The sequence below is a fragment of the Microbacterium sp. genome (assembly GCF_044508325.1).
Lineage (GTDB): Bacteria > Actinomycetota > Actinomycetes > Actinomycetales > Microbacteriaceae > Microbacterium.
The window spans coordinates 49,614-70,594 of record NZ_JBIQHX010000016.1; the positions used below are offsets into that span (position 1 = coordinate 49,614).

Annotated in this window: 24 protein-coding genes; 6 read left to right on the top strand and 18 right to left on the bottom strand. The window is 70.2% G+C overall.

Translation table 11 applies throughout. The annotated features are described in order from the left end of the window. Positions 1-123: 123 nt before the first annotated feature. From ACIWQI_RS12600 to ACIWQI_RS12610, 3 genes are all read right to left on the bottom strand, one after another. On the bottom strand, positions 124-666 hold the full coding sequence (locus ACIWQI_RS12600) for a MerR family transcriptional regulator (RefSeq protein ID WP_396657885.1): 543 nt from the start codon (positions 664-666) through the stop codon (positions 124-126). A 91-nt stretch (positions 667-757) separates the two neighbouring features. After that, entirely contained in the window at positions 758-1,453 is a 696-nt protein-coding gene (locus ACIWQI_RS12605) for a MerR family transcriptional regulator (RefSeq protein ID WP_396657886.1), read from the bottom strand. Further along, positions 1,453-1,959 (bottom strand): FHA domain-containing protein, encoded by a 507-nt coding sequence (locus ACIWQI_RS12610; protein ID WP_396657887.1) that lies wholly within the window; start codon positions 1,957-1,959, stop codon positions 1,453-1,455. Before ACIWQI_RS12610 ends, ACIWQI_RS12605 begins: the two co-directional genes overlap by 1 nt. A gap of 168 nt (positions 1,960-2,127) precedes the next feature. On the opposite strand from ACIWQI_RS12610, the gene ACIWQI_RS12615 reads away from it, so the two are divergent. Next, the gene (locus ACIWQI_RS12615; RefSeq protein WP_396657889.1) at positions 2,128-2,472 is read left to right on the top strand and encodes a hypothetical protein; all 345 of its coding nucleotides are present in this window, start codon (positions 2,128-2,130) and stop codon (positions 2,470-2,472) included. A gap of 3 nt (positions 2,473-2,475) precedes the next feature. Here the strand turns inward: ACIWQI_RS12615 and ACIWQI_RS12620 are convergent, their stop codons facing one another. Then, a complete protein-coding gene (locus ACIWQI_RS12620) occupies positions 2,476-2,886 on the bottom strand; it encodes a hypothetical protein (protein ID WP_396657921.1) in 411 nt (136 codons plus the stop codon). Positions 2,887-2,960: 74 nt separating this feature from the next. Here ACIWQI_RS12620 and ACIWQI_RS12625 point away from each other — a divergent pair, with 74 nt between their 5' ends. The 3 genes from ACIWQI_RS12625 (at position 2,961) to ACIWQI_RS12635 (ending at position 5,578) form a co-directional block, all read left to right on the top strand. Continuing rightward, positions 2,961-3,614 carry a copper resistance protein CopC gene (locus ACIWQI_RS12625; RefSeq protein WP_396657890.1) on the top strand — a complete coding sequence of 218 codons (654 nt, stop codon included), beginning with the start codon at positions 2,961-2,963 and terminating at the stop codon, positions 3,612-3,614. Positions 3,615-3,624: 10 nt separating this feature from the next. Continuing rightward, positions 3,625-5,022, top strand: coding sequence for a dihydrolipoyl dehydrogenase (gene lpdA, locus ACIWQI_RS12630; RefSeq protein WP_396657892.1), 1,398 nt, complete (start codon positions 3,625-3,627; stop codon positions 5,020-5,022). Positions 5,023-5,287: 265 nt separating this feature from the next. Continuing rightward, positions 5,288-5,578: a GIY-YIG nuclease family protein gene (locus tag ACIWQI_RS12635; RefSeq protein ID WP_396657894.1), complete on the top strand. Its 291-nt coding sequence runs from the start codon at positions 5,288-5,290 to the stop codon at positions 5,576-5,578. Positions 5,579-5,604: 26 nt separating this feature from the next. Here ACIWQI_RS12635 and ACIWQI_RS12640 read toward each other — a convergent pair whose 3' ends face one another. The 14 genes from ACIWQI_RS12640 to ACIWQI_RS12705 all read right to left on the bottom strand — a co-directional run bounded on the left by ACIWQI_RS12640 (position 5,605) and on the right by ACIWQI_RS12705 (position 18,716). Continuing rightward, a complete protein-coding gene (locus tag ACIWQI_RS12640) occupies positions 5,605-6,228 on the bottom strand; it encodes a CYTH domain-containing protein (RefSeq protein ID WP_396657895.1) in 624 nt (207 codons plus the stop codon). Next, on the bottom strand, positions 6,225-6,452 hold the full coding sequence (locus tag ACIWQI_RS12645; protein ID WP_396657897.1) for a response regulator: 228 nt from the start codon (positions 6,450-6,452) through the stop codon (positions 6,225-6,227). The genes ACIWQI_RS12640 and ACIWQI_RS12645 overlap by 4 nt, the downstream gene beginning before the upstream one ends. 125 nt (positions 6,453-6,577) lie before the next feature. Further along, the gene (locus tag ACIWQI_RS12650; RefSeq protein ID WP_396657899.1) at positions 6,578-7,339 is read right to left on the bottom strand and encodes an amino acid ABC transporter ATP-binding protein; all 762 of its coding nucleotides are present in this window, start codon (positions 7,337-7,339) and stop codon (positions 6,578-6,580) included. 55 nt (positions 7,340-7,394) lie between these two features. After that, positions 7,395-8,315: an amino acid ABC transporter permease gene (locus ACIWQI_RS12655; RefSeq protein WP_396657900.1), complete on the bottom strand. Its 921-nt coding sequence runs from the start codon at positions 8,313-8,315 to the stop codon at positions 7,395-7,397. 9 nt (positions 8,316-8,324) lie between these two features. After that, positions 8,325-9,140, bottom strand: a complete 816-nt coding sequence (locus ACIWQI_RS12660) for a transporter substrate-binding domain-containing protein (RefSeq protein ID WP_396657902.1) — start codon at positions 9,138-9,140, stop codon at positions 8,325-8,327. Positions 9,141-9,309: 169 nt separating this feature from the next. Then, positions 9,310-10,500 carry a CaiB/BaiF CoA transferase family protein gene (locus ACIWQI_RS12665; RefSeq protein WP_396657904.1) on the bottom strand — a complete coding sequence of 397 codons (1,191 nt, stop codon included), beginning with the start codon at positions 10,498-10,500 and terminating at the stop codon, positions 9,310-9,312. A gap of 30 nt (positions 10,501-10,530) precedes the next feature. Then, positions 10,531-10,968: an OsmC family protein gene (locus ACIWQI_RS12670; protein ID WP_396657906.1), complete on the bottom strand. Its 438-nt coding sequence runs from the start codon at positions 10,966-10,968 to the stop codon at positions 10,531-10,533. Beyond that, positions 10,965-11,693: a CoA-transferase gene (locus ACIWQI_RS12675; RefSeq protein WP_396657908.1), complete on the bottom strand. Its 729-nt coding sequence runs from the start codon at positions 11,691-11,693 to the stop codon at positions 10,965-10,967. The genes ACIWQI_RS12670 and ACIWQI_RS12675 overlap by 4 nt, the downstream gene beginning before the upstream one ends. Next, complete coding sequence (locus ACIWQI_RS12680; protein WP_396657909.1) at positions 11,686-12,534, bottom strand: CoA transferase subunit A; 849 nt, start codon at positions 12,532-12,534, stop codon at positions 11,686-11,688. Before ACIWQI_RS12680 ends, ACIWQI_RS12675 begins: the two co-directional genes overlap by 8 nt. After that, positions 12,527-14,908 (bottom strand): molybdopterin-dependent oxidoreductase, encoded by a 2,382-nt coding sequence (locus ACIWQI_RS12685; RefSeq protein WP_396657911.1) that lies wholly within the window; start codon positions 14,906-14,908, stop codon positions 12,527-12,529. Before ACIWQI_RS12685 ends, ACIWQI_RS12680 begins: the two co-directional genes overlap by 8 nt. 18 nt (positions 14,909-14,926) lie before the next feature. Further along, positions 14,927-15,757 carry a mycofactocin-coupled SDR family oxidoreductase gene (locus ACIWQI_RS12690; RefSeq protein WP_396657912.1) on the bottom strand — a complete coding sequence of 277 codons (831 nt, stop codon included), beginning with the start codon at positions 15,755-15,757 and terminating at the stop codon, positions 14,927-14,929. A gap of 114 nt (positions 15,758-15,871) precedes the next feature. Continuing rightward, complete coding sequence (locus ACIWQI_RS12695; RefSeq protein ID WP_396657914.1) at positions 15,872-16,687, bottom strand: TIGR03084 family metal-binding protein; 816 nt, start codon at positions 16,685-16,687, stop codon at positions 15,872-15,874. A 69-nt stretch (positions 16,688-16,756) separates the two neighbouring features. Continuing rightward, complete coding sequence (locus ACIWQI_RS12700; protein ID WP_396657915.1) at positions 16,757-17,485, bottom strand: GntR family transcriptional regulator; 729 nt, start codon at positions 17,483-17,485, stop codon at positions 16,757-16,759. A gap of 31 nt (positions 17,486-17,516) precedes the next feature. Beyond that, a complete protein-coding gene (locus ACIWQI_RS12705) occupies positions 17,517-18,716 on the bottom strand; it encodes a CaiB/BaiF CoA transferase family protein (protein ID WP_396657916.1) in 1,200 nt (399 codons plus the stop codon). 109 nt (positions 18,717-18,825) lie between these two features. Between ACIWQI_RS12705 and ACIWQI_RS12710 the strand changes: the two genes are divergently transcribed. Both ACIWQI_RS12710 and ACIWQI_RS12715 read left to right on the top strand, forming a co-directional pair. Beyond that, positions 18,826-20,319 (top strand): aldehyde dehydrogenase family protein, encoded by a 1,494-nt coding sequence (locus tag ACIWQI_RS12710; RefSeq protein WP_396657918.1) that lies wholly within the window; start codon positions 18,826-18,828, stop codon positions 20,317-20,319. Between the two features lie 45 nt (positions 20,320-20,364). After that, positions 20,365-20,981: glutamine amidotransferase (locus ACIWQI_RS12715; RefSeq protein WP_396657919.1), on the top strand; the 617-nt coding region annotated here is incomplete at its 3' end.

Sequence of the window (20,981 nt, forward strand, 5' to 3'; positions counted from 1 at the left end):
ACCGCGTTTCGTCTCGCTCCGCTCGCTCAACGACCGGGGAGTAGCGTTTCGTCTCGCTCCGCTCGCTCAACGACCAGGGAGTAGCGTTTCGACTCGCTCAACGACCAGGGAAAGCGGGGCGGATCATGCGCTGCGGGCGGCGCGGCGGGCGGCGAGCTCGTCGACCGCCTCCGGCGCCTGCGCGTCGAAGTCGACGAGTTCGGACTCCACCTCGCGCAGCACCTTGCCGACGGCGATGCCGAACACGCCCTGCCCGCGGCTGACCAGGTCGATCACCTCGTCGTTCGACGTGCACAGGTACACAGACGCGCCGTCGCTCATGAGCGTCGTCCCGGCCAGGTCGCGCACACCCGCGGCGCGCAGCTGCTCGACCGCGGTGCGGATCTGCTGCAGCGAGATGCCGGTGTCGAGCAGGCGCTTGACGAGCTTGAGGACGAGGATGTCGCGGAACCCGTACAGGCGCTGCGAGCCCGAGCCGGTGGCGCCGCGCACGGTGGGCTCGACGAGCTCGGTGCGGGCCCAGTAGTCCAGCTGGCGGTACGTGATGCCCGCGGCACGCGCGGCGACCGCGCCGCGGTAGCCGACCTGGTCATCCAGCTCGGGCAGACCGTCCGTGAAGAGGAGGTCGGCGCCGTACTGCTCGCCCGCGCGCTCACCCACAGCCATGTCGGGTCCTCCTCACGTCTCGGGTGTGTTCCACGCTAGATCAGGGACGGGGTGCGGGCAACGACATCCGCCCGAACGCCTCGGCGTGTCGTCAGCCGACCATGCGGCCGATGGCCGCCTTCACGAATCCGGCGCGCACCTCCTCGAGCCGCCGTGCCAGCTCGGGCGCGAGCTCACTGGCCCGGGCACGTGACGCGGCGTCGGTGCGTCGCAGCAGCGACGAGAGCGCCGACTCGATCAGCGACGCCTCGCGCTCGGCGCTCTGCTTGACCGCGCGCAGGTGCCGCGGCTCGATGCCGTGGCGGTCGAGGGCCACCATCGCGCGCAGCAGCGCCACCGCGTCCTCGCCGTAGGTCTCGGAGGCGGCGAGCAGCCCGGTACTCACCGCGTCGTTGAGCAGCTGCGGGGCCGCCCCGGCCGCGGCGAGCAGCTCGGCGCGGCGGTAGCGGCGGGGCGGAGCGACGATGGATGCCGGCAGGCTCACCGCCGCGGGGGCCGCAGGGTCGCGGCCCGCATCCAAGGCCTCGAGGTAGTCGCGGATCACACTGTGCGGCAGGAAATGATCGCGCTGGAGGGTCAGGGCCAGGCGCAGCCGCTCGACGTCGGCCTGCGAGAACTTCCGGTACCCCGCTTCGGTGCGCGAGGGCGTGACGATGCCCTGCACCTCGAGGAACCGCAGCTTCGACGCGGACAGCCCGGGGAACTCCGGCGTCAGGCGCGCCAGCACCTGTCCGATGCTGAGAAGTACCGCGGACGCCGGACGTTCGCGGGCAGGCTGCGCGGCCATCATCCGGCCGCAGGCTGGGACAAGTCGGCCGGGGATGAGAAGAAGTTGAGCCGGAATTTTCCGATGCGCACCTCGGCGCCGTTGACGAGCACGCCGCGGTCGACGCGCTCGCCGTTGACGTAGGTGCCGTTGAGCGAACGCTGGTCGATGATCTCGAAGATCGCGCCGTCGCGCGTGATCTCGGCGTGCCGGCGTGAGACGGTGACGTCGTCGAAGAAGATGTCGGCCTCGGGGTGCCGGCCCACCGTCATCACGTCCGTGTCGAGCAGATACCGCGCCCCGGCGGTCGGGCCCGAGCGCACGATCAGCAGCGCCGACCGGGACGGCAGCGCTTCGATCGCCTCGAGCTCGACATCGCTGAGCTCATGCCCGAACGGCACGAACGACAGGTCGGAGTCATGCCCGAACGTCTGCGTCGTGTCGTACGTGCCCTCGCGCCCGTTCGATCCCTCCGGCTCGCGGCGGATCCCCCCGGATTCAGGCCCGCGGTTGTCAGCTTCTGACACGCTCGTCCTCCTCTGGCCAACAAGACTATCCGATCGACACGCTCGCGAAAGGGCCGGAATCCGGATCGGTCCGAGCCGATCCATGACGCCGTGTCTCGGTCGATGTGACCGCCTCGGGCACCGGCTCCTACTCTGGCCTGGAACCCCCTTCGAGCGAAAGGACCTGTCGTGTCGAATCGACCCGGCCGCATCCCGCCCCTTCCGGTGCGTGAGGCCGCGACGTGCATGTGCGCGAACGGGTTCGAGTGCTCGAGCATCGCCCCGGGCCACGCGCTGCACCTCATCCAGCGCCGGCTCGCCTCGGCGACCCCGCGCGACTGGGTGGACGCGATCGTGGCGCACGCCGACCCCGCGACAGGGCACGTCATCGTGCGCACCCTCGACGGCGATCTCCTCGCTGTCTGGAGCGGCGCGGGCGCGGCCGGCGCGGTGGCCGCAGGCGCACCGGTGGCGCTGCACACCCGCTACCACGTGCTCGCGGCGGGCACGGCCTGGTTCAACGTCTCGTCGTAGCGGCTAGGCCATCGCCGCGACGGCCTCCTTCATGGCCATGCACGCCTGCATGCAGGCACGGCACGAGTCGGCGCACATGCGGCAGACCTCGCTCATCTCGGCGTGCTTCATGCACTCGTCCATGCAGGCGCGGCACATCGCGGCACAGGCATCCAGCATCGCCATCATGCTCGGCAGGCTCATGCCCATCGGGCGCATCATCGCCCGCATCATCGTGTTGCACATGTCGGCGCAGTTCATGCACATGGTCGCGCACGACATCATCGTGCCGTCGGCCATGCCCTGCCCCGAGCACACCGTGCATGCCTGCTCGCAGGCCGAGCAGGCATCCATACAGGCCTGCATGACCGCCATGTCCATGCTCTCCATGCCCGCCATGGGCATCATCCCCTGGGACATCATGTCCCGCGTCATCGCGTCCACATCACACCTCTCTTCCCAGCCCCTCGCGGCCATGGTACGTCTGCGGCCGGGGTATGGTCGAGGGGATGTCTGCACGCTCTGTCACCGGTTTCCTCGCCGCCGTCGGCATCGCCGCGGCGGCCCTTTTCGCCAGCGCCGCGCCCGCGGCCGCACACGATCAGCTCGTGGACTCCGACCCGCCTGCGAACAGCACGCTCGACGCCGCGCCCGAGCAGGTCGTGCTCACCTTCAGCGCCGAGGTGCTCGCCGACGAGGGCGCCACGGTCGTCGAGGTGACGGATGCCTCCGGCACCCGCGTCGACGACGGCGACCCGATCGTCGAGGGCGTCACGGTGACCCAGCCCCTGGCCGCCGTGGCCGAGCCGAACGGCACCTTCGACGTGGCGTGGAAGGTCGTCTCCAGCGACGGGCATCCGATCTCGGGCGAGTTCTCGTTCACCGTCGAGGGCGCTCCCGAGCCCGAGCCCACCCCCACCGAGACCGCCGCGCCCGTCGAGCCCACCACGGAGCCGTCGCCGACGCCCACCGAGGTCGCTCCCCCGGCCGACGAGGACTCCACGTTCGGCGACGTCTGGCCCTGGGTGGCCGGAGGCATCCTGCTCGCCGCGGTCGCCGGCGCCGTCATCTATCTGCTGGTCTCGCGGGCCCGCCGCGCGGCGGCCCAGGAGCGCCTCCGGCAGCAGGCGGACACCGGCGGGGAGGGCCCCTCAGGCGACTAGGCTGGAGGGCATGACTCATTACGACGTCGTCATCCTCGGTGCCGGTCCCGGCGGCTACGTCGCGGCGGTCCGCGCCGCCCAGCTGGGCAAGTCGGTCGCGATCATCGAAGAGAAGTACTGGGGCGGCGTCTGCCTGAACGTCGGATGCATCCCCTCCAAGGCGCTGCTGCGCAACGCGGATCTGGCGCACATCTTCACGGCCCAGGCCGACCTGTTCGGCATCTCGGGTGACGTGCACTTCGACTTCGGCGCCGCGTGGGATCGCAGCCGCAAGGTCTCTGAGACGCACGTCAAGGGCATCCACTTCCTCATGAAGAAGAACAAGGTGACCGAGTACGAAGGACGCGGCTCGTTCACCGGCCCGAACGCGATCACCGTCACCAAGGCCGACGGCTCCACCGAGGAGGTCACGTTCGACAACGCGATCATCGCGACCGGGTCGAAGGTGCGGCTGCTTCCGGGCGTCGAGCTGGGCGGCAACGTGGTCAGCTTCGAGGAGCAGATCCTCGACCGCGACATCCCCGAGTCGATCGTCATCGTCGGCGCCGGCGCCATCGGCATGGAGTTCGCCTACGTGCTGGCCAACTACGGCGTGAAGTGCACGATCATCGAGTTCCTCGACCGGGCCCTCCCCAACGAGGATGCGGATGTCTCGAAGGAGATCACCCGCCAGTACAAGAAGCTCGGCGTCGAGATCCTCACCGGCACGAAGGTCGAGTCCGTCGAGGACACGGGCGACAAGGTCACCGTCACCTACACCGGCAAGGACGGCGCACAGGGCTCGATCGAGGCCGGCAAGGTGCTGATGTCGATCGGCTTCGCGCCCAACGTCGAGGGCTTCGGCCTCGAGAACACGGGCGTGAAGCTCACCGACCGCGGCGCGATCGAGATCGACGACTTCATGCGCACGTCGGTGCCGCACATCTTCGCGATCGGCGATGTGACCGCGAAGCTGCAGCTGGCCCACGTGGCTGAGGCGCAGGGCGTGGTCGCGGCCGAAACGATCGGCGGGGCCGAGACCATGGCCCTCGGCGACTACCGCATGATGCCGCGGGCGACCTTCTGCAACCCGCAGGTGGCGTCGTTCGGGCTCACCGAGCAGCAGGCGCGTGACGAGGGCTACGACGTGAAGGTCGCGAAGTTCCCCTTCTCGGCCAACGGCAAGGCGAACGGCCTGGGCGAGCCGATCGGGTTCGTGAAGCTCATCGCCGACGCCGAGCACCTCGAGCTGATCGGCGGGCACCTGATCGGTCCGGATGTCTCCGAGCTGCTGCCCGAGCTGACGCTGGCGCAGAAGTGGGACCTGACGGCCCTGGAGGCGGCGCGCAACGTGCACACGCACCCGACGCTGTCCGAGGCGCTGCAGGAGGCGTTCCACGGCCTCGCCGGCCACATGATCAACCTCTGAGCGAAGCCGCGCGGGCCTGCGCCGCGACGCCCCCGGCCGTTGAGCGAGGACGCGCGCAGCGCGACCGAGACGAAACGCCCCGAACCTCCGCACAACAGCCCACCGCGTTTCGTCTCGCTCCGCTCGCTCAACGACCGGGGGGCAGACACACCTCGATCTGCTCGCTCAACGACCGGGGGGCAGACACACCGCGCTCCGCTCGCTCAACGACCGGGGCCTGTGGAGAAGCGGCACGGCGGCGGCAGGCATCCCGTACTTTCGCCCCATGGGATACGTCTACATCCTGCGCTGCAACGACGGGACGTTCTATGTCGGCAGCACGAAAGATCTTGCGCTCCGTCTGGAACAGCACAGCAGCGGGCACGGCGCCGCATACACGCGGCGCCGCCTGCCCGTGACGCTGGTCTGGTCGGACGAGTTCCCGCGCATTGAGGACGCGTTCCGGTGGGAGAAGCGCATCCAGGGCTGGAGTCACGCCAAGCGCGCCGCGTTCATCGAGGGCGGCATCGACGCCGTCGTGGGGTGGAGTGCGCGCGTTCGCGGCTCCGGGCATTGAGACCACCCTCCGCGACGGCGCGCGGGTCAGAGGCCGAGGGCGCGCGCGAGCTTCGACGCCGACGACGCAGGCCGCGCGCCGGCGGCGGCAGCGCTGCGGGCGAACGCCTCGAACAGGGGCCGGCGGTCGGCGGGCGCCGCCGGACCGAGCTCGAACTCCCACTCGCGCCAGCGTCGCTCCATGCGGGTGCGCTCGTCCCTGGCGAGCACGTGATCATCGGCGAACTCGGCGAGCATTCCGCCCGCCGCATCCCGCAGCTGCACCGCCACCCGGCGGTTCCGGATCCGGGCGATCGGCTGCAGCGCGGGCAGCGAGGCATCCACCACCCTCGCGAGCTCTTCGCGCACGGCTGCCGGCACCTCACCCGGCTCCCCCAGCGGCCACTGGGTCTCCGTGCGCCCGCCCGCGCGCAGCGGCCCCTTCAGGTGCCACCCGGCGTCCGGTCCCCCGGTGCGCCGGCGCAGGGCGAAGCCGCGATGGGCGAGCGCGAACTCGGCGGTGTCGTAGTACCGCGCATCCAGGTCGCGCACCTCGCCGGCCGTCACGACCGCGACCCCCGGCAGCTCCCCCAGCTCCGGCAGAGCCGTGTCGGCGTCGACGTCGAACTTGAGCTCGACCTCGACCGAGCGTGCCGGTTCGCTCGGGGTCACTCGTCCCGGCCGTCGGGGTCCGGATTGATGTCCTCGGTGGAGCCCAGGTACCAGAAGTCGGCGGTGGTCGGCCCGTCGTGATCGCCCGTGTTCTGGAGGTCGCCGCCGCGCTTGTACACGATCTGACCCTCCCCATAGGGCGCGATGAGCTGCTCCAGGTCGGCCTGCTCGAGGGGCAGAAGCTGCCCGTCGAGGGGTCCACCGTGTAGGCGTGCGATTGCCATGGCTCCTCCTCTGAGTACAGAGTACTGGCCAGGTGCGCCACGGCCGCACTCTGTGATCGGGCAATCGCGCGACCAGCCAATCGGGCGATCATCCAATCGGCCGATCAGGCAATCGCGCGGTCCGGTCAGAGCATGCGCGACAGGAAACGCTGCGTCCGCTCCTCGCGCGGCGAGCCGAGCACCTCCTCCGCCGACCCCTGCTCGACGATCCGGCCCGAGTCCAGGTAGATCACGCGGGAGCCGACCTCGCGCGCGAACCGCATCTCATGGGTGACGACGACCATCGTCATCCCGTCCTCGGCCAGCTTCTGCATGACCTCGAGCACCTCTCGCACCAGCTCCGGATCGAGCGCAGAGGTCGGTTCGTCGAAGAGCATCACCTTCGGCTGCATCGCCAGCGCGCGGGCGATCGCGACACGCTGCTGCTCGCCTCCGGACAGCTGCCCCGGGTAGGCGTCGATCCGGTGACCCAGACCCACGCGTTCCAGAAGCCGGTGCGCGTTCTCGATCTCCTCCGCCCTCTTGTGACGCAGCACGCCCACGGGCGCCTCGATCACGTTCTCCGTGGCGGTGAGGTAGGGGAACAGGTTGAACTGCTGGAACACCATGCCGATCTGGCGACGCTGTCGCGCGACCGCGCGCGGGGGCAGCTGCCGCAGCCGGCCGGCGCGACGACGGTAGCCGAGCACCTCGCCCTCGACGGCCACCCACCCCTCGTCGGGCGGGTCCAGGTGGTTCAGGCACCTCAGCACCGTGCTCTTGCCCGAGCCGGAGCGACCGATGAGGCAGACCACCTCGCCGCGCGCGACCTCGAGCGACACGTCGTCCACGGCGACGATCGAGCCGAACGTCTTGCGCAGGTGATGCGCTTCCAGAAGCGGGGTCACTGCGACCGCCTCCCATCCATGCTCGACCATTGCCCTGTGACGTCTCGCCGGCGCATCACGATGCCTTCACCGCCGCGCCGCGTCGCCGGGTTGTCCGGGCGAGGTGACGCTCGACGATCTGCTGCACGATCGTGAGGGCCGAGACGAGAACGAAGTACCACACCGAGGCCACGACGAGCAGCGGCATGACCTCGTAGTTGACCGTGTAGATCTTCTGCACCGAGAACAGCAGATCGGGGAAGGCGATGAAGGCCACGATCGAGGTGCCCTTCAGCATCATGATCAGCTGGTTCATCAGCGGCGGCAGGGCGACGCGCACCGCCGAAGGCAGCACGACCCGCACCATGGTCCGCGCATTCGACATGCCCAGCGCCATGGCCGCCTCCCGCTGTCCGCTCGGCACCGAGAGGATCGACGCGCGGATGATCTCCGAGCTGTACGCCGCCTCGTGGAAGCCGAAGGCCACGACCGCCACCGCGAAGGCGGACACCCCGGTGGTGGGCAGCTCGATCAGCGGAGGGCCGAACGGGATGCCGATGGGGATGACATCGTAGAGCGCGCCGATGTTGTACAGCAGCAGCAGGAGCACCAGCAGCGGCACGCTCCGGAACAGCCAGACGAACACGATCGCCGCGGCCTTCAGCAGCCGGCTCTCGGAGAGCGCGAACTGCGCGACGAAGAAGGCGAGGATCAGTCCCAGCCCCATGGACGCGATCGTCAGGAGGCAGGTGTTCAGCACGCCGCCCAAGACCATCGGGTCGAACAGATACCGGGCGACGACGGGCCAGTTGAAGCGCTCGTTGGTCACGAGCGACTGGATGACGGCGATCAGGTACACCCCGACCACGATCGCCACAGCCGTCCGCAGATAATGCCGTCGCGGAACCAGCGGCTCGGTGGCGGTCTCATCCGCTCGGGGTGCGGTGTCGACGCGCATGTCCTGCTCGGCGGCCGTCGCGTTCGGAGTTGAGGACATGGCGCGGGCTCAGTCCAGCGACGGGTTGACGGAGGACTCGGTGATCATGTTCGCCTCGAGACCGTACGACGACATGATCTTCTCGTACGTCCCGTTCTTGATCAGTTCGTTGATCGCCGCAGCCATCGGTTCGGCCAGACCGGAGCCCTTGTTGGTCACGAAGCCGATCGTAACCTGGCCCCACTCGGCGCCCGTGCGCTTCCACTTGCCCTCATCCTGCTTGGCGGCCCAGCCCAGCGCGATGGTCGGACCCGCCCACACGTCGGCGCGCTGGCTCTGCACGGCCAGTCCGTTCGCCGTGGCGTCGGGGAACTCGGAGACCGTGATGCCCTCCTTGCCGTCTGCGACGCACTTGTCGCCGGTCTCGCGCAGCATCGGGATGAACACATCGCCGGCGTTGATGGCGATGGTGAGCCCGCACAGATCCGTCTCCATGTCGTCGCCGACGTCCGGTCCGTCTGCGCGGGTGAGGAACCCGTACGCGCCGAGCGAGTAGGGCACCATCTCGTACTTCTCCATACGCTCGGGGTTCAGGCTCGCCCCGCCGACGACATCCAGCCGCTTCGCGTCGAGCCCCAGCAGCGAGTTCTGGAACGCCTCCGGGATCACCTCGACATCGCGCTGCATCTGCTCGGCGATCGCACGTGCCAGGTCGGGGTCCATTCCGATCGACTCGCCCGCGTCGTCGGTGAAACTGATCGGCGGCTCGCCGGTGACCGCGGCCCACCGCAGCGTCGGCTGGGGCGGCGGCACATCCGCGCTCGGATCGGTGCTCGCGCCCGCCGATGCGCAGCCGGTCAGCGCCAATGCAGCCGCAGTGATCAAGATCGGAAGAACACGACGGTTCATCTCATCCTCCAGGATTCAATCGGAGCCGGGTGAACGTGTGAAATATGGAACATCCCTGTTCTAATCCACCAGTTCGGCTTACTAATATGCCAGTGACGTGCCACTCATACTGCAGGGTCTGCTCGGGCTTGTCAAGATCTTTACGTCATCCCGTAATGGTTCCCGGAAAGGCGTTCTGCTGAGCCGCGCCACTGTCCAGCAGGGCGTCGATCTCGGCCGACGTGCGACCCAGGTCCGCGAGGATCTCCCGGGTGTGCATGCCGCTGACGACCATGGCCGGCTGCGACGGCTCCGGCGGCAGCGCGGCCGAGCGCAGGGGCGAGGCCACCTGCAGCATCGGCTGCCCGCCGGGGAGGGTCGCCGGCACCAGCGCGCCCCGCTGCGCGACGTGCGGATCGCCGAGCACCTCGTCGGGGCGCAGCACCGGCGCGACGGGCAGATCGGCCTCGCCGGTGAGCTCGGCGAGCCAGTGCGAACGCGGCCGGGTTCGGAATAGCTCGGCCAGGTGACGGCGGAACTCGTCCTGCCGGGCAGCGGGCGCGAACTGATCGGGCTCCCACTCGGGCCGTCCGAGGTGCCGGCACAGTCTCCGCCAGAACTGCGGCTCCAGGCAGGCGATGCTCAGCCAGTCCCCATCCGCGCACTCGTACATGCCGTACCAGCAGTACTGCCCGTCGATCATCGGGGTGCGCGGCAGCGAGGAGCCGGACATGGCACCGGTCGGCATCCGGCCCACTCCCGGGACCGAGTACTGCTCGTCGAGGGGGATCGTCATCGTCGAATCGGCCATCGCGACATCGATCCACTGGCCGACGCCGTGGAGGTGCCGGCCCACGAGTCCCGCGAGGATCGCGATCTGCAGGTTGAAGCCGGCCGCGCGATCCGCCCAGGGCCCGCTCGGCATCACCGGCCGGCCGTCCGCCTCGAACTGCACGTGGCCGGACACTCCCTGGTAGTTCAGATCGTGACCCGCCCACGCCGCGTAGGGGCCGCTCTGGCCGTAGCCCGTGAGCGAGCAGTACACGAGTTCGGGATGCTCGGCGGACAGCGCCGCGTAGCCGATCCCGAGCCGGTCGGCGACGCCGGGCCGGAAGCCCTCCACGACGACGTCGGCGGATCGCGCGAGCTCGAGCGCCACCTCGCGTCCCGCCGGTGACTTCAGGTCGAGCGCGATGGAGCGCTTGCCCCGCCCGACCGGTTCGAGCGGACCTGCACGCAGAGGCCTCCCCACATGGATCACCGCGGCGCCGAGATCTGCGAGGGCGGAGGTCGCCAGGGCTCCGACGGTCGGTGAGAAGTCGAGGATGGTCACGCCGTGCAGGTCTGCGGGCGTCACCACCTGCTCCCCCTGCGCAGCCTGTTCTCGTCATGCATCGAGAACCACGTCCTTCCGGTGGTGGCGCACCACCGCCTGCCCGCTCGCGATCGTCGCGCCCACCGGGCAGTACGAGTGCACCGCCCGGTCGAGCATGACGCCCACGATCTCGTCGTCGGGGGTTCCGTTCCACGCGAGCTCGAAGGTGACGTCGATCTCGGTGAACGCCTTCGGCCATTCGCCGGCCTGCTCGCCTTCGACGTGCACGGCGAGGTGGGCGAGCGGCTGCTTCCGCTTGCGCAGCAGGGCGACCGCGTTCATCCCGACGCATCCCCCCAGCGCGCCCAGCAGCAGCTCGGTGGGCATCATCCCGCGATCGCCGCCCAGCGGCGCGGGCTCGTCCACGTCGATGCGGGCGCCGGGCAGCCGTTCGGTGCCGGCCTCGAAACGCAGCCCTTCGCCGCTCCAGTCCACACGCACCGACCTCATCGGACGACCTCCTTGCGCACCCGCTCGACGAACTGGGGATAGAGCTGGGACATCCGGTCGTAGACGACCGTCCGCAGCGCCTCGAGCTCGTCGGAGGTCGGAGGCACCGTCGTCCCGACGTCATCGGCGAGCGGAAGCGGGAACCCCGTCGCCTGCTGCACCTCGGCCACCGTGTGTCCCTCGTGCACGGACTTGAGCTCGATGTGGCCGGCCTCCGGGTTGTAGCCCAGCACCGCGAGCGGCGTGATCACCTCGGTGAGGGTCCCATGACGCCTCAGCCGCGGGTGTGAAGCGGCGGAGGCGGTCACATAGTCCACCTTGTCCACGAGGAAGCGCGGCGAGTGCTCGGTGCGGAACATCACCGTGCGCTTGGCGGTGTAGTAGTACACCGGCGCAGCGAACGCCCCCTGGAACCGGCGCCGACCCCCGGAGGGGGTCCGGACGTACTGCAGGTTCATGTCGCCGTGCCGGTCGAGCTGCACAGCCGAGAAGTAGAACAGGTCGACCTTGCCGCGCTGGATCAGCGCGGTGAACTCCTTCGCCCCGATGAACGGGGCGTCGTGGCCGGTGCCGGCCTCGCGCGCGTTCGGGGCCCAGAGCTCGCGGGCCAGCAGCGCCCCGGCCGCCGGAATCGGCGAGTTCGCCCCCGCCGCGATCCGCTCCCAGTCGTGCACGTGCCGCGCGCACAGCACGGCCATCAGCTCGTCGGTCCTCACGTCAGACATGGCTCAGCTCCTCCACAGCGCGGCGACGATAGTCCGCCTCGTCCACGGCGCCGAGGACGACGCGGTCCACGTACTCGCGCATCGTCTCCGCCGAGGCGGACGCGTTCACATAGGCCCGCAGCGCGGCATGGTCGGCGTCGTACAGCCCCTCTGCGCCCAGCGGATGCGCACCCCGCGGCGCGACGGCGATCGCGTCGAAGTAGATGCTCGGGATCACCTGCTCATCCGCGGCGAGAGAGGCCAAGGCATCCTCGCGCACCTCTTCGACCGTGGCCAGCACGACCGATGCCGCCTGGGCGACCAGTCGCTCGTCGTTGTAGATGCTGCACACGACGTTTCCGTGGGGATCGGCGCGGACCCCGTGCACGAGCGCGAGGTCGGGCGCGATGGCCGGTGCGAGCACGATGTCGGCGTCGGGCTCAAAGGGATCGGGGACGACGAGGAAGTCCGGCCGGTCGCGCAGGATGTCCGAGCCGATCAGGCCGGGCACGGGCGTGAAGGTGAGCCCCGCCGATCCCGCGTGCAGCGCCATCTCGATGACCGGGCAGGTGGACTCGATGAACGTCACCTCACGGGCTTCCCACGCCCTGTTGAAATTGCGTGCCAGTCCGTACTCGTTCAGATGGATCGCGCCGGCCTCCACCGAGCGCACCACCCCCGCCGCCACCAGGAAGTCCACGCCGAAGTTGCCGGTCGGCGCCGCGACGATGTCGAGATCGCGCCGGCCCTGGCGGACGATCTCGCGCAGCAGCGCGAAGGGATACTGCTTCGGCAGGCAGACCCGCGCCCCATCAGGGACGAGGTCGACCAGTTGCGGCAACGGGCGATACAGCTCAGCCACGACGTTCTCTCCGTTCTTCAGGTGCCTTCGGCTTCGACAGCCATGGGGGCTCGGTGGCGGCCGCCGCGGTGACGATCGGCGGCGCCCGGTGCGCCCCGACCTCCGGCGGCCGCGCTCGGTAGGGCTCGATCTCGACGAGGGTCAGCTGCCCGGTGCATCCCTGTGCGAGTCGGGACGTGCCCGCGTCGCGCGTGAGCACGTTGGGGTTCCCGTGGGCGCACATCCCGTCGGGTCCGACCGGGTCGTACCAGGCGCCGGTGGACAGCTGGACGACGCCCGGCCGCACCGCATCGCTGAGCACGGCGCCCGCCAGGCATGCTCCCCGATCGTTGAAGACCCGCACCACCGTGCCGTCCTCGATGCCGCGATCGGCCGCATCGGAGGGATGGATGCGGATCGGCTCGCGACCCTGCACCTTCGCGTCCTGGCTGTGCGCGCCCATGTCCAGCTGACTGTGCAGACGCGTCGCCGGCTGGTTGGCGATGAGCTGCAGCGGGAACCGCGCCGCGGCATCCGATCTCCAGCCCTCGACGGGCGGGAACCAGGCGGGATGGCCACGGCAGTCGTCGTACCCGAACGAGTCGATCGTCGACGAGAAGATCTCGATGCGCCCGCTGGGGGTGGGAAGAGGATGCCGCTGCGGGTCCTCTCGGAATGCACGGAACGCATTCGACAGGTCGCCGTCCGCCGGCAGTGGAACACTGCCCGCCTCCCAGAAGTCGTCGAACGACGGCCAGCGGACCCCCTCCGTCGCGGCCGCCGCTCGCGCCCCCTCGTAGAGGTGCTCGAGCCACTGGCGCTGATCCCGGCCCTCGGTGAACGCCTCGGCGACTCCGAGCCGCTGCGCCAGGGCCGTGAAGATCGCGTAGTCGTCGCGGGCCTGCCCGACGGGCTCGACGATGCGGTGCATGGCCACCAGCTCGCTGTCGTTGAACCCGGCACCGATGTCTTCGCGCTCCAGGGTCGTGGTCGCCGGGAGAACGAGGTCCGCGTGCCGGGCCATCGGGGTCCAGAACGGCTCGTGGACGATGATCGTGTCCGGCTTGGCCAGCGCTCTGGACAGCCGCCGAAGGTCCTGATGGTGGTGGAACGGGTTGCCGCCGGCCCAGTAGACGAGGCGGATGTCCGGATAGACGAGGCTCTGACCGTCGAAGTCGAAGCGCTCCCCCGGTGCGAGCAGCATGTCCGCGATCCGCGCCACCGGAATCGCGTCGGTGACCGGATTCACGCCCTGCGGCAGGCTCGGCAGCTTCATGCGCACGCGCGGTCGTCCGATGTGCCCCATCGCCCCGAGTGCGAAGGTGAACCCGGCGCCGGCGGCGCCGAACTGCCCGAGCATCGCCGAGAGCGTGAGGCCCATCCACACCGGCTGCTCCCCGTGCTCGGCACGCTGCAGCGAGTACGACACGGCGACCAGGGTGCGGCCGGCCGCCATCCGTCGCGCGAGACCGGTGATCGTCTCGGCGGGGATTCCGCTCTGCGCGGCGGCCCAATCGGCGCTCTTGGCGAGGCCGTCGTCGTCTCCGAGGAGATAGCGCTCGAACCGCTCGTAGCCGACGGTGCACCGGCGGAGGAAGTCGTGGTCGACCAGACCCTCTACGGCGAGGGTGTGCGCGATCCCGAGCATCAGCGCCGTGTCGGTGCCCGGCCGGATCGGCAGCTGTTCGGCGTCGACACTGTCCGGCAGGTCGTCGCGGATCGGGCTGACCAGCACGAACCGGCATCCGCGTGCGGCGGCGTCGGCCAGATGCCGATCCACGAGATGGCGATTGATGCCGCCAGGGGCGACGGCTGCGTTCTTCACGGCCATGCCGCCGAACGAGACGACGAGCTCGGTGTGCTCCACGATGTCCGGCCAGGTCACCCCGTTGGCGACGACCTGCCAGTCGGCCACCACCCGCGCCAGGATGATCTCGGCCGCCGCCGAGCTGTATGTGGTCCGGGAGGCGACGTAGCCGCCGAGGGTGTTGAGGAACCGGTGTACCTGGCTCTGCGCGTGGTTGAACCGGCCCGCGGACGACCAGCCGTAAGAGCCGCCGAAGACGGAACGCGCACCTGCGGGACTCTCGTAGGCGCGACGGAGCGCCTCGGCGGCCAGCTCCAGCGCCTGGTCCCACGAGATCGCGACGAAGCGATCGCTGCCGCGGCGCCGGCTCGGCCCCGGCCCGTCGATGAGCCACCCTTCGCGGACGACAGGCTGGGCGACGCGCGCCGGATGCCGCACCGCCCCGGCGATGTTGCCGAGCACCGCTGAGGGTGCGGGATCGCGCGGGGACGGGGTGACCTCGATGCCCGACCCGAGATCCCGGGCCAGGAACACACCCCAGTGCGAGCTGTTCTGCTTCGGCCTGGCGGCCGCCTCCGGAGCGCTCACGACCGGTTCACCTCGCCCTCACCGGATGAGGTTTCCCGCGTCGACGGGCAGCGAGACGCCGGTGATGTAGCGCCCCGCCGGGGAGACGAGGAACAGGATCGCGTCGCTGACGTCGCCCGGCTGCAGCCAGGGGATGCCGAGCGGCTGGGCCTGGGCGAAGATCGGCGCGACATCCTCCCGCGTGACGGTGGACGGATCGCGGTCCGGCATGAAGAGCCGATAGGTCGGCTCGTTGTGGATGAGATCGGTGTCCACGTTGGTCGGATGCACCGCGTTGACGCGGATCTGGTGCGGGGCGAGCTCGATCGCCAGCGTGCGCATCAGACCGACCAGTCCGTGCTTGGCGGCGGTGTAGTGGGCGAGGTTGGGGATCCCGCGCAGGGCCGCGACCGATCCGGTGAACACGATCGAGCCGCCCTCCCGCTTGAGGTGCGGGATCGCCGGGCGGACCGCGCGGAAGGCCCCCGTGAGATTGATGCCGATCATCTCGTCCCAGGCGTCGTCGCTCATCTGCTCGGCGGGAGCGAACGACCCGATGCCGGCGTTGGCGAGGACGATGTCGAGCCGGCCGAACGCGGCCACGCCCTCTTCCACGGCTCGGTTCATCGCGGCGCTGTCACGCACGTCGCCGTCGAAGGCGAGCATCCGGCGGTCGAGTGCTTCCACGGCCCGGACGGTCTCGTCGAAGTCGGCCCGCGTGCCCATGGGGTAGCCGACGCTGCTCAGCGGATCGGGCAGGTCGACGCCGATGATGTCGGCGCCCTCGGCGGCCAGCCGGATCGCGTGCGAGCGGCCCTGGCCGCGCGCAGCCCCGGTGATGAACGCGACCTTGCCGTCGAGTACGCCCACTCGTGAGTCTCCCGTCTCCGTGGTGCTGCCGACTTGTTCATGGCAGCCTCGCCAATGTGAGATGACAGTATCACTCTGTGGCACATCAGTCCAGCAGTGCTGGCATCGCGGCGCTCAGCCGAGAAGCGATGCACCGCCGGACACTCCGGTGGGCCGGCGACGCGGTCCGGGCGGCCCGGCATAGGCCTGGATCGTCCTCAGCCACGTGGTGGCGTCGCGGCCCACGGCGATGACCCGCGAGTCCGACCGGTGCACCCGCCGGGTCGCCAGCAGCGCGAAGTCGTAGGCATCCCCCTGCACCCGCTGGGCGGCGTCCTCAGGCCCCCAGCACCACAGCTCTCCCCCGGGCCCGCGCACCTCGACGCGGAAGGGCACGGCGGGTGGCGGCAGCCCCCTGTTGAGGAAGGAGTAGTCCCGCGCCGCCACCGCGAGGTGGGCGATGTGGCGCAGCCGGCGGGTCGGCGCCCGGCGGGCGCCGAGCGCATCGTGGATGTCCTCGCCGTGAGCCCAGATCTCCATCACCCGCGCCGTGGCGGCGGTGACAACGCTCATCGACGGGCCCACCCAGGGGATCCGCGTCGAGCTGCCGGAGTCGGCGAGCACGCTCAGCAGGGCCTCGCGGGATGCGCGCCACGCCGCCAGGCGCCGTTCGCCGATGTCGTCTCGGCTCAACTCGACGGGGTCGATCTCGGGCTTGGTGCGGGTGATCGGTGCCAGCCGCCGGAACTCGTCCTCGTCGACGGCGGCGGTGAGCATGAGCCGCTCGGTGAGCTCCAGGTGGCCCACCTGGTGGGCGATCGTCCAGCCGCGCGACTGGGTGTCGCGCCGCCAGTCGGAGGGGCCGAGCGGGGCCAGCAGCGCGTCCAGCTCGGCAGCCTCGGCACGCAGGTCCTCCAGAAGCTCGGCGTACCGGGTCTCGCGATCGCTCACCGCGCACCTAACCCGCGGCATCCACGCGCTCGCCCGTGGGATCGGGATCGATCCCGCACTGCCTTCCGGTCACGCCCGAAGCTGGGCGTTCTGAATCGACGGGGTGGCCAGCAGCGCGTCCACCACGGCTCGCTCGGCCTCGTCGACCTGCTCCTGCACGATCCGGGCCGCCCCATCGGGATCAGGGCTGCGAAGGGCGTCGATCAGCTGCGCGTGGGTCTGCGCGTACCCCGGGAACCCCGTCGAGTGCGTGATCGCCAGATAGACGTAGCGGTCGAGCTTGACGATGACCTCCTGAAGCATCCGCACCAGCATGAGGCTGCCACTCGCCTTCGCGACGCGCAGATGGAATGCCGACGACGCCTTCACGAAGGCGACGACGCTGTCATGGTCCGCGGGGGCGACGGCGCCCCGGCAGCGGGCCTCCTCGGCGGCGAGCTCCTCGAGGGTCGCGAGCTCGGCGGCATCCACCCCGCGAGCGGCCGCGATGCGGGCGGCCGGGGGCTCGAGCAGGCGGCGCACGAGGAACATGTCCCGAGCCCGGGCCAGCGTCAGCGGGGCGACCTCGTAGCCCTTGCGCGGACGGGACTCCACCAGGTGCTCCTGCTCGAGCTTGACCAGCGCCTCCCGCACCGGCGTCTTGCCGATCCCGTAGCGGTCGCCGAGCGCGCCTTCGGTGATGATCGCGCCCGGCTCGAAGACGTGGAACAGGATGTCGTCGCGGATCGCCTCGTAGGCGCGATCGCTGAGGCTCATTCCGGGCGCATCCTCCTGCTCCAGCAGGCGTGTGGTCGTCATGTGCGTGATCTCCTCATCGTGATCTCCACGCTCAGCGTGGCACAGCGCTCTGCCCCGTGATCGCTGCGACCCGCTCCTGGTCGTAGCCGAGCAGGTCGCCCAGCACCCGGGAGTTCGACTGCCCGATCCGCTCGGGCTCGGTCATCGGGTGCGCGTTGGATCCATCTGCCCAGATCGGCGTGCGCAGCACCTCGACCCGCTGGTCGCCGATCTCCATCGGCGCGAGTCCGCCCTCGGCGGCGATCGGCGCCCGCATGGCCTCCAGCGTGTCGTTGACCGGTGCGGCGGGGACCCCGTGCGCGTGCAGCCGACGCACCCACTCGTCGCGCGTGCGGGTGAGGAACGTGGCTTGGAGCTCTGCCACCAGCTCCGCCTTCGCCTCGAGCCGTGCGGCGCGGTCGGCGTACGCCGGCGTCGCGGCCAGGTCCGGCCGCTCCAGCGCCTCGCACAGCGCCGCGAAGTGATGGTCGAACCCGGCGTCGATGACCAGCCAGCGCTCGTCCGAGGTGGCGAACGCCTGCGCCGGAACGGTCGCGGGATAGCCCGAGCCCAGCCGCTGGATCGGCACATCGGTGTGCGCGGCGTAGGCGGCCATGTAGTTCAGCAGGGAGAGCTGCGCGTGGAACAGCGAGGTGTCCAGGGCGACTCCGTGCCCGGTCGAGTGGCGGTACAGCAGGCCTGCCAGCACCGCCACGGTGCAGTAGAACCCGCCGGTCAGGTCGGCGGTCGGCACTCCGGCGCGGGCGGGTGCGCCCCCCTCGTAGCCGGTGATCGACATCGCGCCGGCCATCGCCTGCGCGACGAGGTCGGTCCCGCGGATGTCTTCGGTAGCGCGCGGCCCGAACGAAGAGAGGCTGCACGTGACGATCCGGGGGTTGAGGGCGCTGAGCTGCTCGTGCGTGAGTCCCAGTCGCTCGGCCACCCCGGGGCTGAAGTTGAGCATGGCGACGTCGACCTTCGGGATCAGATCCCGAAGCACCTGCTGACCGGACTCCGACTTCAGGTCGAGGGCGAGACTGCGCTTGTTGCGGTTGATGGCGTGGAAGTAGAGCGACGTTCCGTCGATGAAGTGGGGAGGGATCTGCCGGGTCTTGTCGCCCGACGGCGGCTCGACCTTGATCACCTCGGCCCCGAGGTCGGCGAGCATCTGCGTGCTGAACGGACCCGCCAGCGCGTGGGTGAAGTCCAGGATCCGCACTCCGGCGAGCAGTCCAGGGAAGTCGGACGTCATTCAGTCATCTCCTCACGGAGCTGCGCTCCACCTCTGTCATCTACCTCGACGACCTGGCTAGTATATTAAAGACCGACCATTAGTACGTCAAACACGGAGGCAGTCGACGATGAAGGCCAAGGATGACTGGGGACTCGAGGCGGCCACCCGCGGGATCTTCATCGGCGGATCCCGCATCCTGACGGATGACTCCTATCCGGTGATCGACCCGACGACGGAGGACGTCGTCGGGCAGGCACCGGAAGCCACTGCCTCCCAGGTGGAGCAGGCCGTCGCGGCCGCGCAGGATGCACAGCCGGGGTGGGCTGCGACCGCACCTGCCGAACGGGCCGGCATCCTGCGGGCGATGGGTCGTGCGCTCGGCGCCCGACGCGAGCAGCTCGCCCCCCTCATCGCCGCGGAGACCGGGTGCCTGCTCAGCGCGGCGCCGGTGATCGTGGACCGCGCCGTCTCGCGCTTCGAGCGCTTCGCCGACCTCCTCACCGGGCTGCGGCCGGTCGAGCACGGGATCGAGATCCGGGCCACGCCGGCCGGCCCGTCCCTGACCTCCGGCCAGACAGCCCGTCGTCCGGTGGGAGTCGTGGCCGCGATCGCGCCCTTCAACTTCCCGCTGATCGGCGCGGCGAGCAAGATCGCCCCGGCGATCGCGATGGGCAACGCGGTCGTCTTCAAGCCCGCCCCGCAGGACCCGCTGGAGCTCCTGGCGTTCGCGTCGATCTGCGAGGAGGCGGGCGTCCCGGACGGAGTGGTGAACATCGTGACCGGCTCCGGGGTGGAGGTCGGCCGCACGCTGGTGTCGGCGCCCGGTGTCGACATGGTCAGCTTCACCGGCAGCACGGCAGCGGGCGCCGAGATCTACCGCTCGGGCGCAGACTCGATGCGCCGCATGCTCCTCGAGCTCGGGGGGAAGGGCGCCCTGATCGTCCGCCGGGATGCCGACCTGGATGCCGCGGTCGAAGCCCTCGGGAGGGTGTGGACCTACTACTCGGGTCAGTGGTGCGCCGCGCCCACGCGCGCGATCGTGCACCGGGACGTGCACGACGAACTCGTCGACCGTCTGATCCGGCTCGGCCGCTCTCTGCGGATCGGCGACCCTTCGGACCCGGCTACGAATCTGGGCCCGGTCATCTCGGACGCCCAGCGGACCAGGATCGAGCAGAGCGTCGCCGGCGCGGTCGCCGACGGCGCCGAGGAGGTGTTGGGTCTCGAGCCTCGCGGCGGCCGGTCGCGCGGCTACTTCGTGTCTCCCTCGCTCCTGCTGGGATGCCGGCCGGACATGCCGATCGTGCAGAACGAGATCTTCGGACCGGTGCTGAGCGTGCTGACGTACGGTGACGACGACGAGGCGGTCGAGCTGGCCAACGCGACGCGCTTCGGGCTCACGAACTACGTCTTCAGCGCCGACGTGCCCACGGCGTGGGAGCTGGCGCGACGGCTGCGCAGCGGAAGCGTGCTCATCAACACCGCGACACCGCGCGACGACATGCCGTTCGGCGGCATGGGAATGAGCGGCGTCGGCCGCGACAACGGCGTGTTCGCACTGGAGTCGTACTCCGAGGCGCAGGGGATCCTGGTGGCCTCGACGCCGGCGCCCGCCGCCTGAGCGGGGGCCGGTGCCGCGGCGCCGCTAGCCCTAGACTCACTGACGATGAAGCCGTTCGTGCTGCTCGCGACGCGCCCCGAAGACGTCCCCGCGGATGAGGAGTACGCCCTCTTCCTGCGGTACAGCGGGCTTGACGAGCGTGACCTGATCCGCGTGCGCCTCGAGGCCGAGCCGATGCCGCGGTTCGACCTCGACGAGCTGTCGGGCATCTTCGTCGGCGGCGGGCCGTTCAACGCGTCCGACCCGTGGAAATCCGCCGTGCAGCGCCGGGTCGAGGCCGAGTTCGCCGCCCTGCTCGACGAGGTCGTGAAGCGCGACTTCCCCTTCCTCGGCGCGTGCTACGGCATCGGCACCCTGGGCGCTCATCAGGGAGCGGTCATCGACAGCACCTACCGCGAGCCGGTCAGCGTGATCGAGGTCGACCGCACGCCCGAGGGGCGCGCCGACCCGCTGCTGGCGGGGCTCCCCGATCGCTTCACCGCGTTCGTCGGTCACAAAGAGGCGGTTTCGCAGCTGCCTGCGTCGGCGACGCTGCTGGCGCGGGGTGAGGGATGCCCGGTGCAGATGTTCCGCGTCGGCGTCAATGTGTATGCGACCCAGTTCCATCCGGAGTTGGATGTCGAGGGCATCACCACCCGGATCCACGCGTACGCCGACCATGG

What these genes read in the sequence shown, in the direction of transcription:
- ACIWQI_RS12670 (WP_396657906.1), bottom strand. Translation starts at nt 10,968, where the DNA reads ATGAGGTCGGTGCGTGTGGACTGGAGCGGCGAAGGGCTGCGTTTCGAG.
- lpdA (WP_396657892.1), top strand. Translation starts at nt 3,625, where the DNA reads ATGACTCATTACGACGTCGTCATCCTCGGTGCCGGTCCCGGCGGCTAC.
- ACIWQI_RS12705 (WP_396657916.1), bottom strand. Translation starts at nt 18,716, where the DNA reads ATGACGTCCGACTTCCCTGGACTGCTCGCCGGAGTGCGGATCCTGGAC.
- ACIWQI_RS12655 (WP_396657900.1), bottom strand. Translation starts at nt 8,315, where the DNA reads ATGTCCTCAACTCCGAACGCGACGGCCGCCGAGCAGGACATGCGCGTC.
- ACIWQI_RS12635 (WP_396657894.1), top strand. Translation starts at nt 5,288, where the DNA reads ATGGGATACGTCTACATCCTGCGCTGCAACGACGGGACGTTCTATGTC.
- ACIWQI_RS12645 (WP_396657897.1), bottom strand. Translation starts at nt 6,452, where the DNA reads ATGGCAATCGCACGCCTACACGGTGGACCCCTCGACGGGCAGCTTCTG.
- ACIWQI_RS12605 (WP_396657886.1), bottom strand. Translation starts at nt 1,453, where the DNA reads ATGGCCGCGCAGCCTGCCCGCGAACGTCCGGCGTCCGCGGTACTTCTC.
- ACIWQI_RS12625 (WP_396657890.1), top strand. Translation starts at nt 2,961, where the DNA reads ATGTCTGCACGCTCTGTCACCGGTTTCCTCGCCGCCGTCGGCATCGCC.
- ACIWQI_RS12620 (WP_396657921.1), bottom strand. Translation starts at nt 2,886, where the DNA reads ATGACGCGGGACATGATGTCCCAGGGGATGATGCCCATGGCGGGCATG.
- ACIWQI_RS12600 (WP_396657885.1), bottom strand. Translation starts at nt 666, where the DNA reads ATGGCTGTGGGTGAGCGCGCGGGCGAGCAGTACGGCGCCGACCTCCTC.
- ACIWQI_RS12710 (WP_396657918.1), top strand. Translation starts at nt 18,826, where the DNA reads ATGAAGGCCAAGGATGACTGGGGACTCGAGGCGGCCACCCGCGGGATC.
- ACIWQI_RS12700 (WP_396657915.1), bottom strand. Translation starts at nt 17,485, where the DNA reads ATGACGACCACACGCCTGCTGGAGCAGGAGGATGCGCCCGGAATGAGC.
- ACIWQI_RS12675 (WP_396657908.1), bottom strand. Translation starts at nt 11,693, where the DNA reads ATGTCTGACGTGAGGACCGACGAGCTGATGGCCGTGCTGTGCGCGCGG.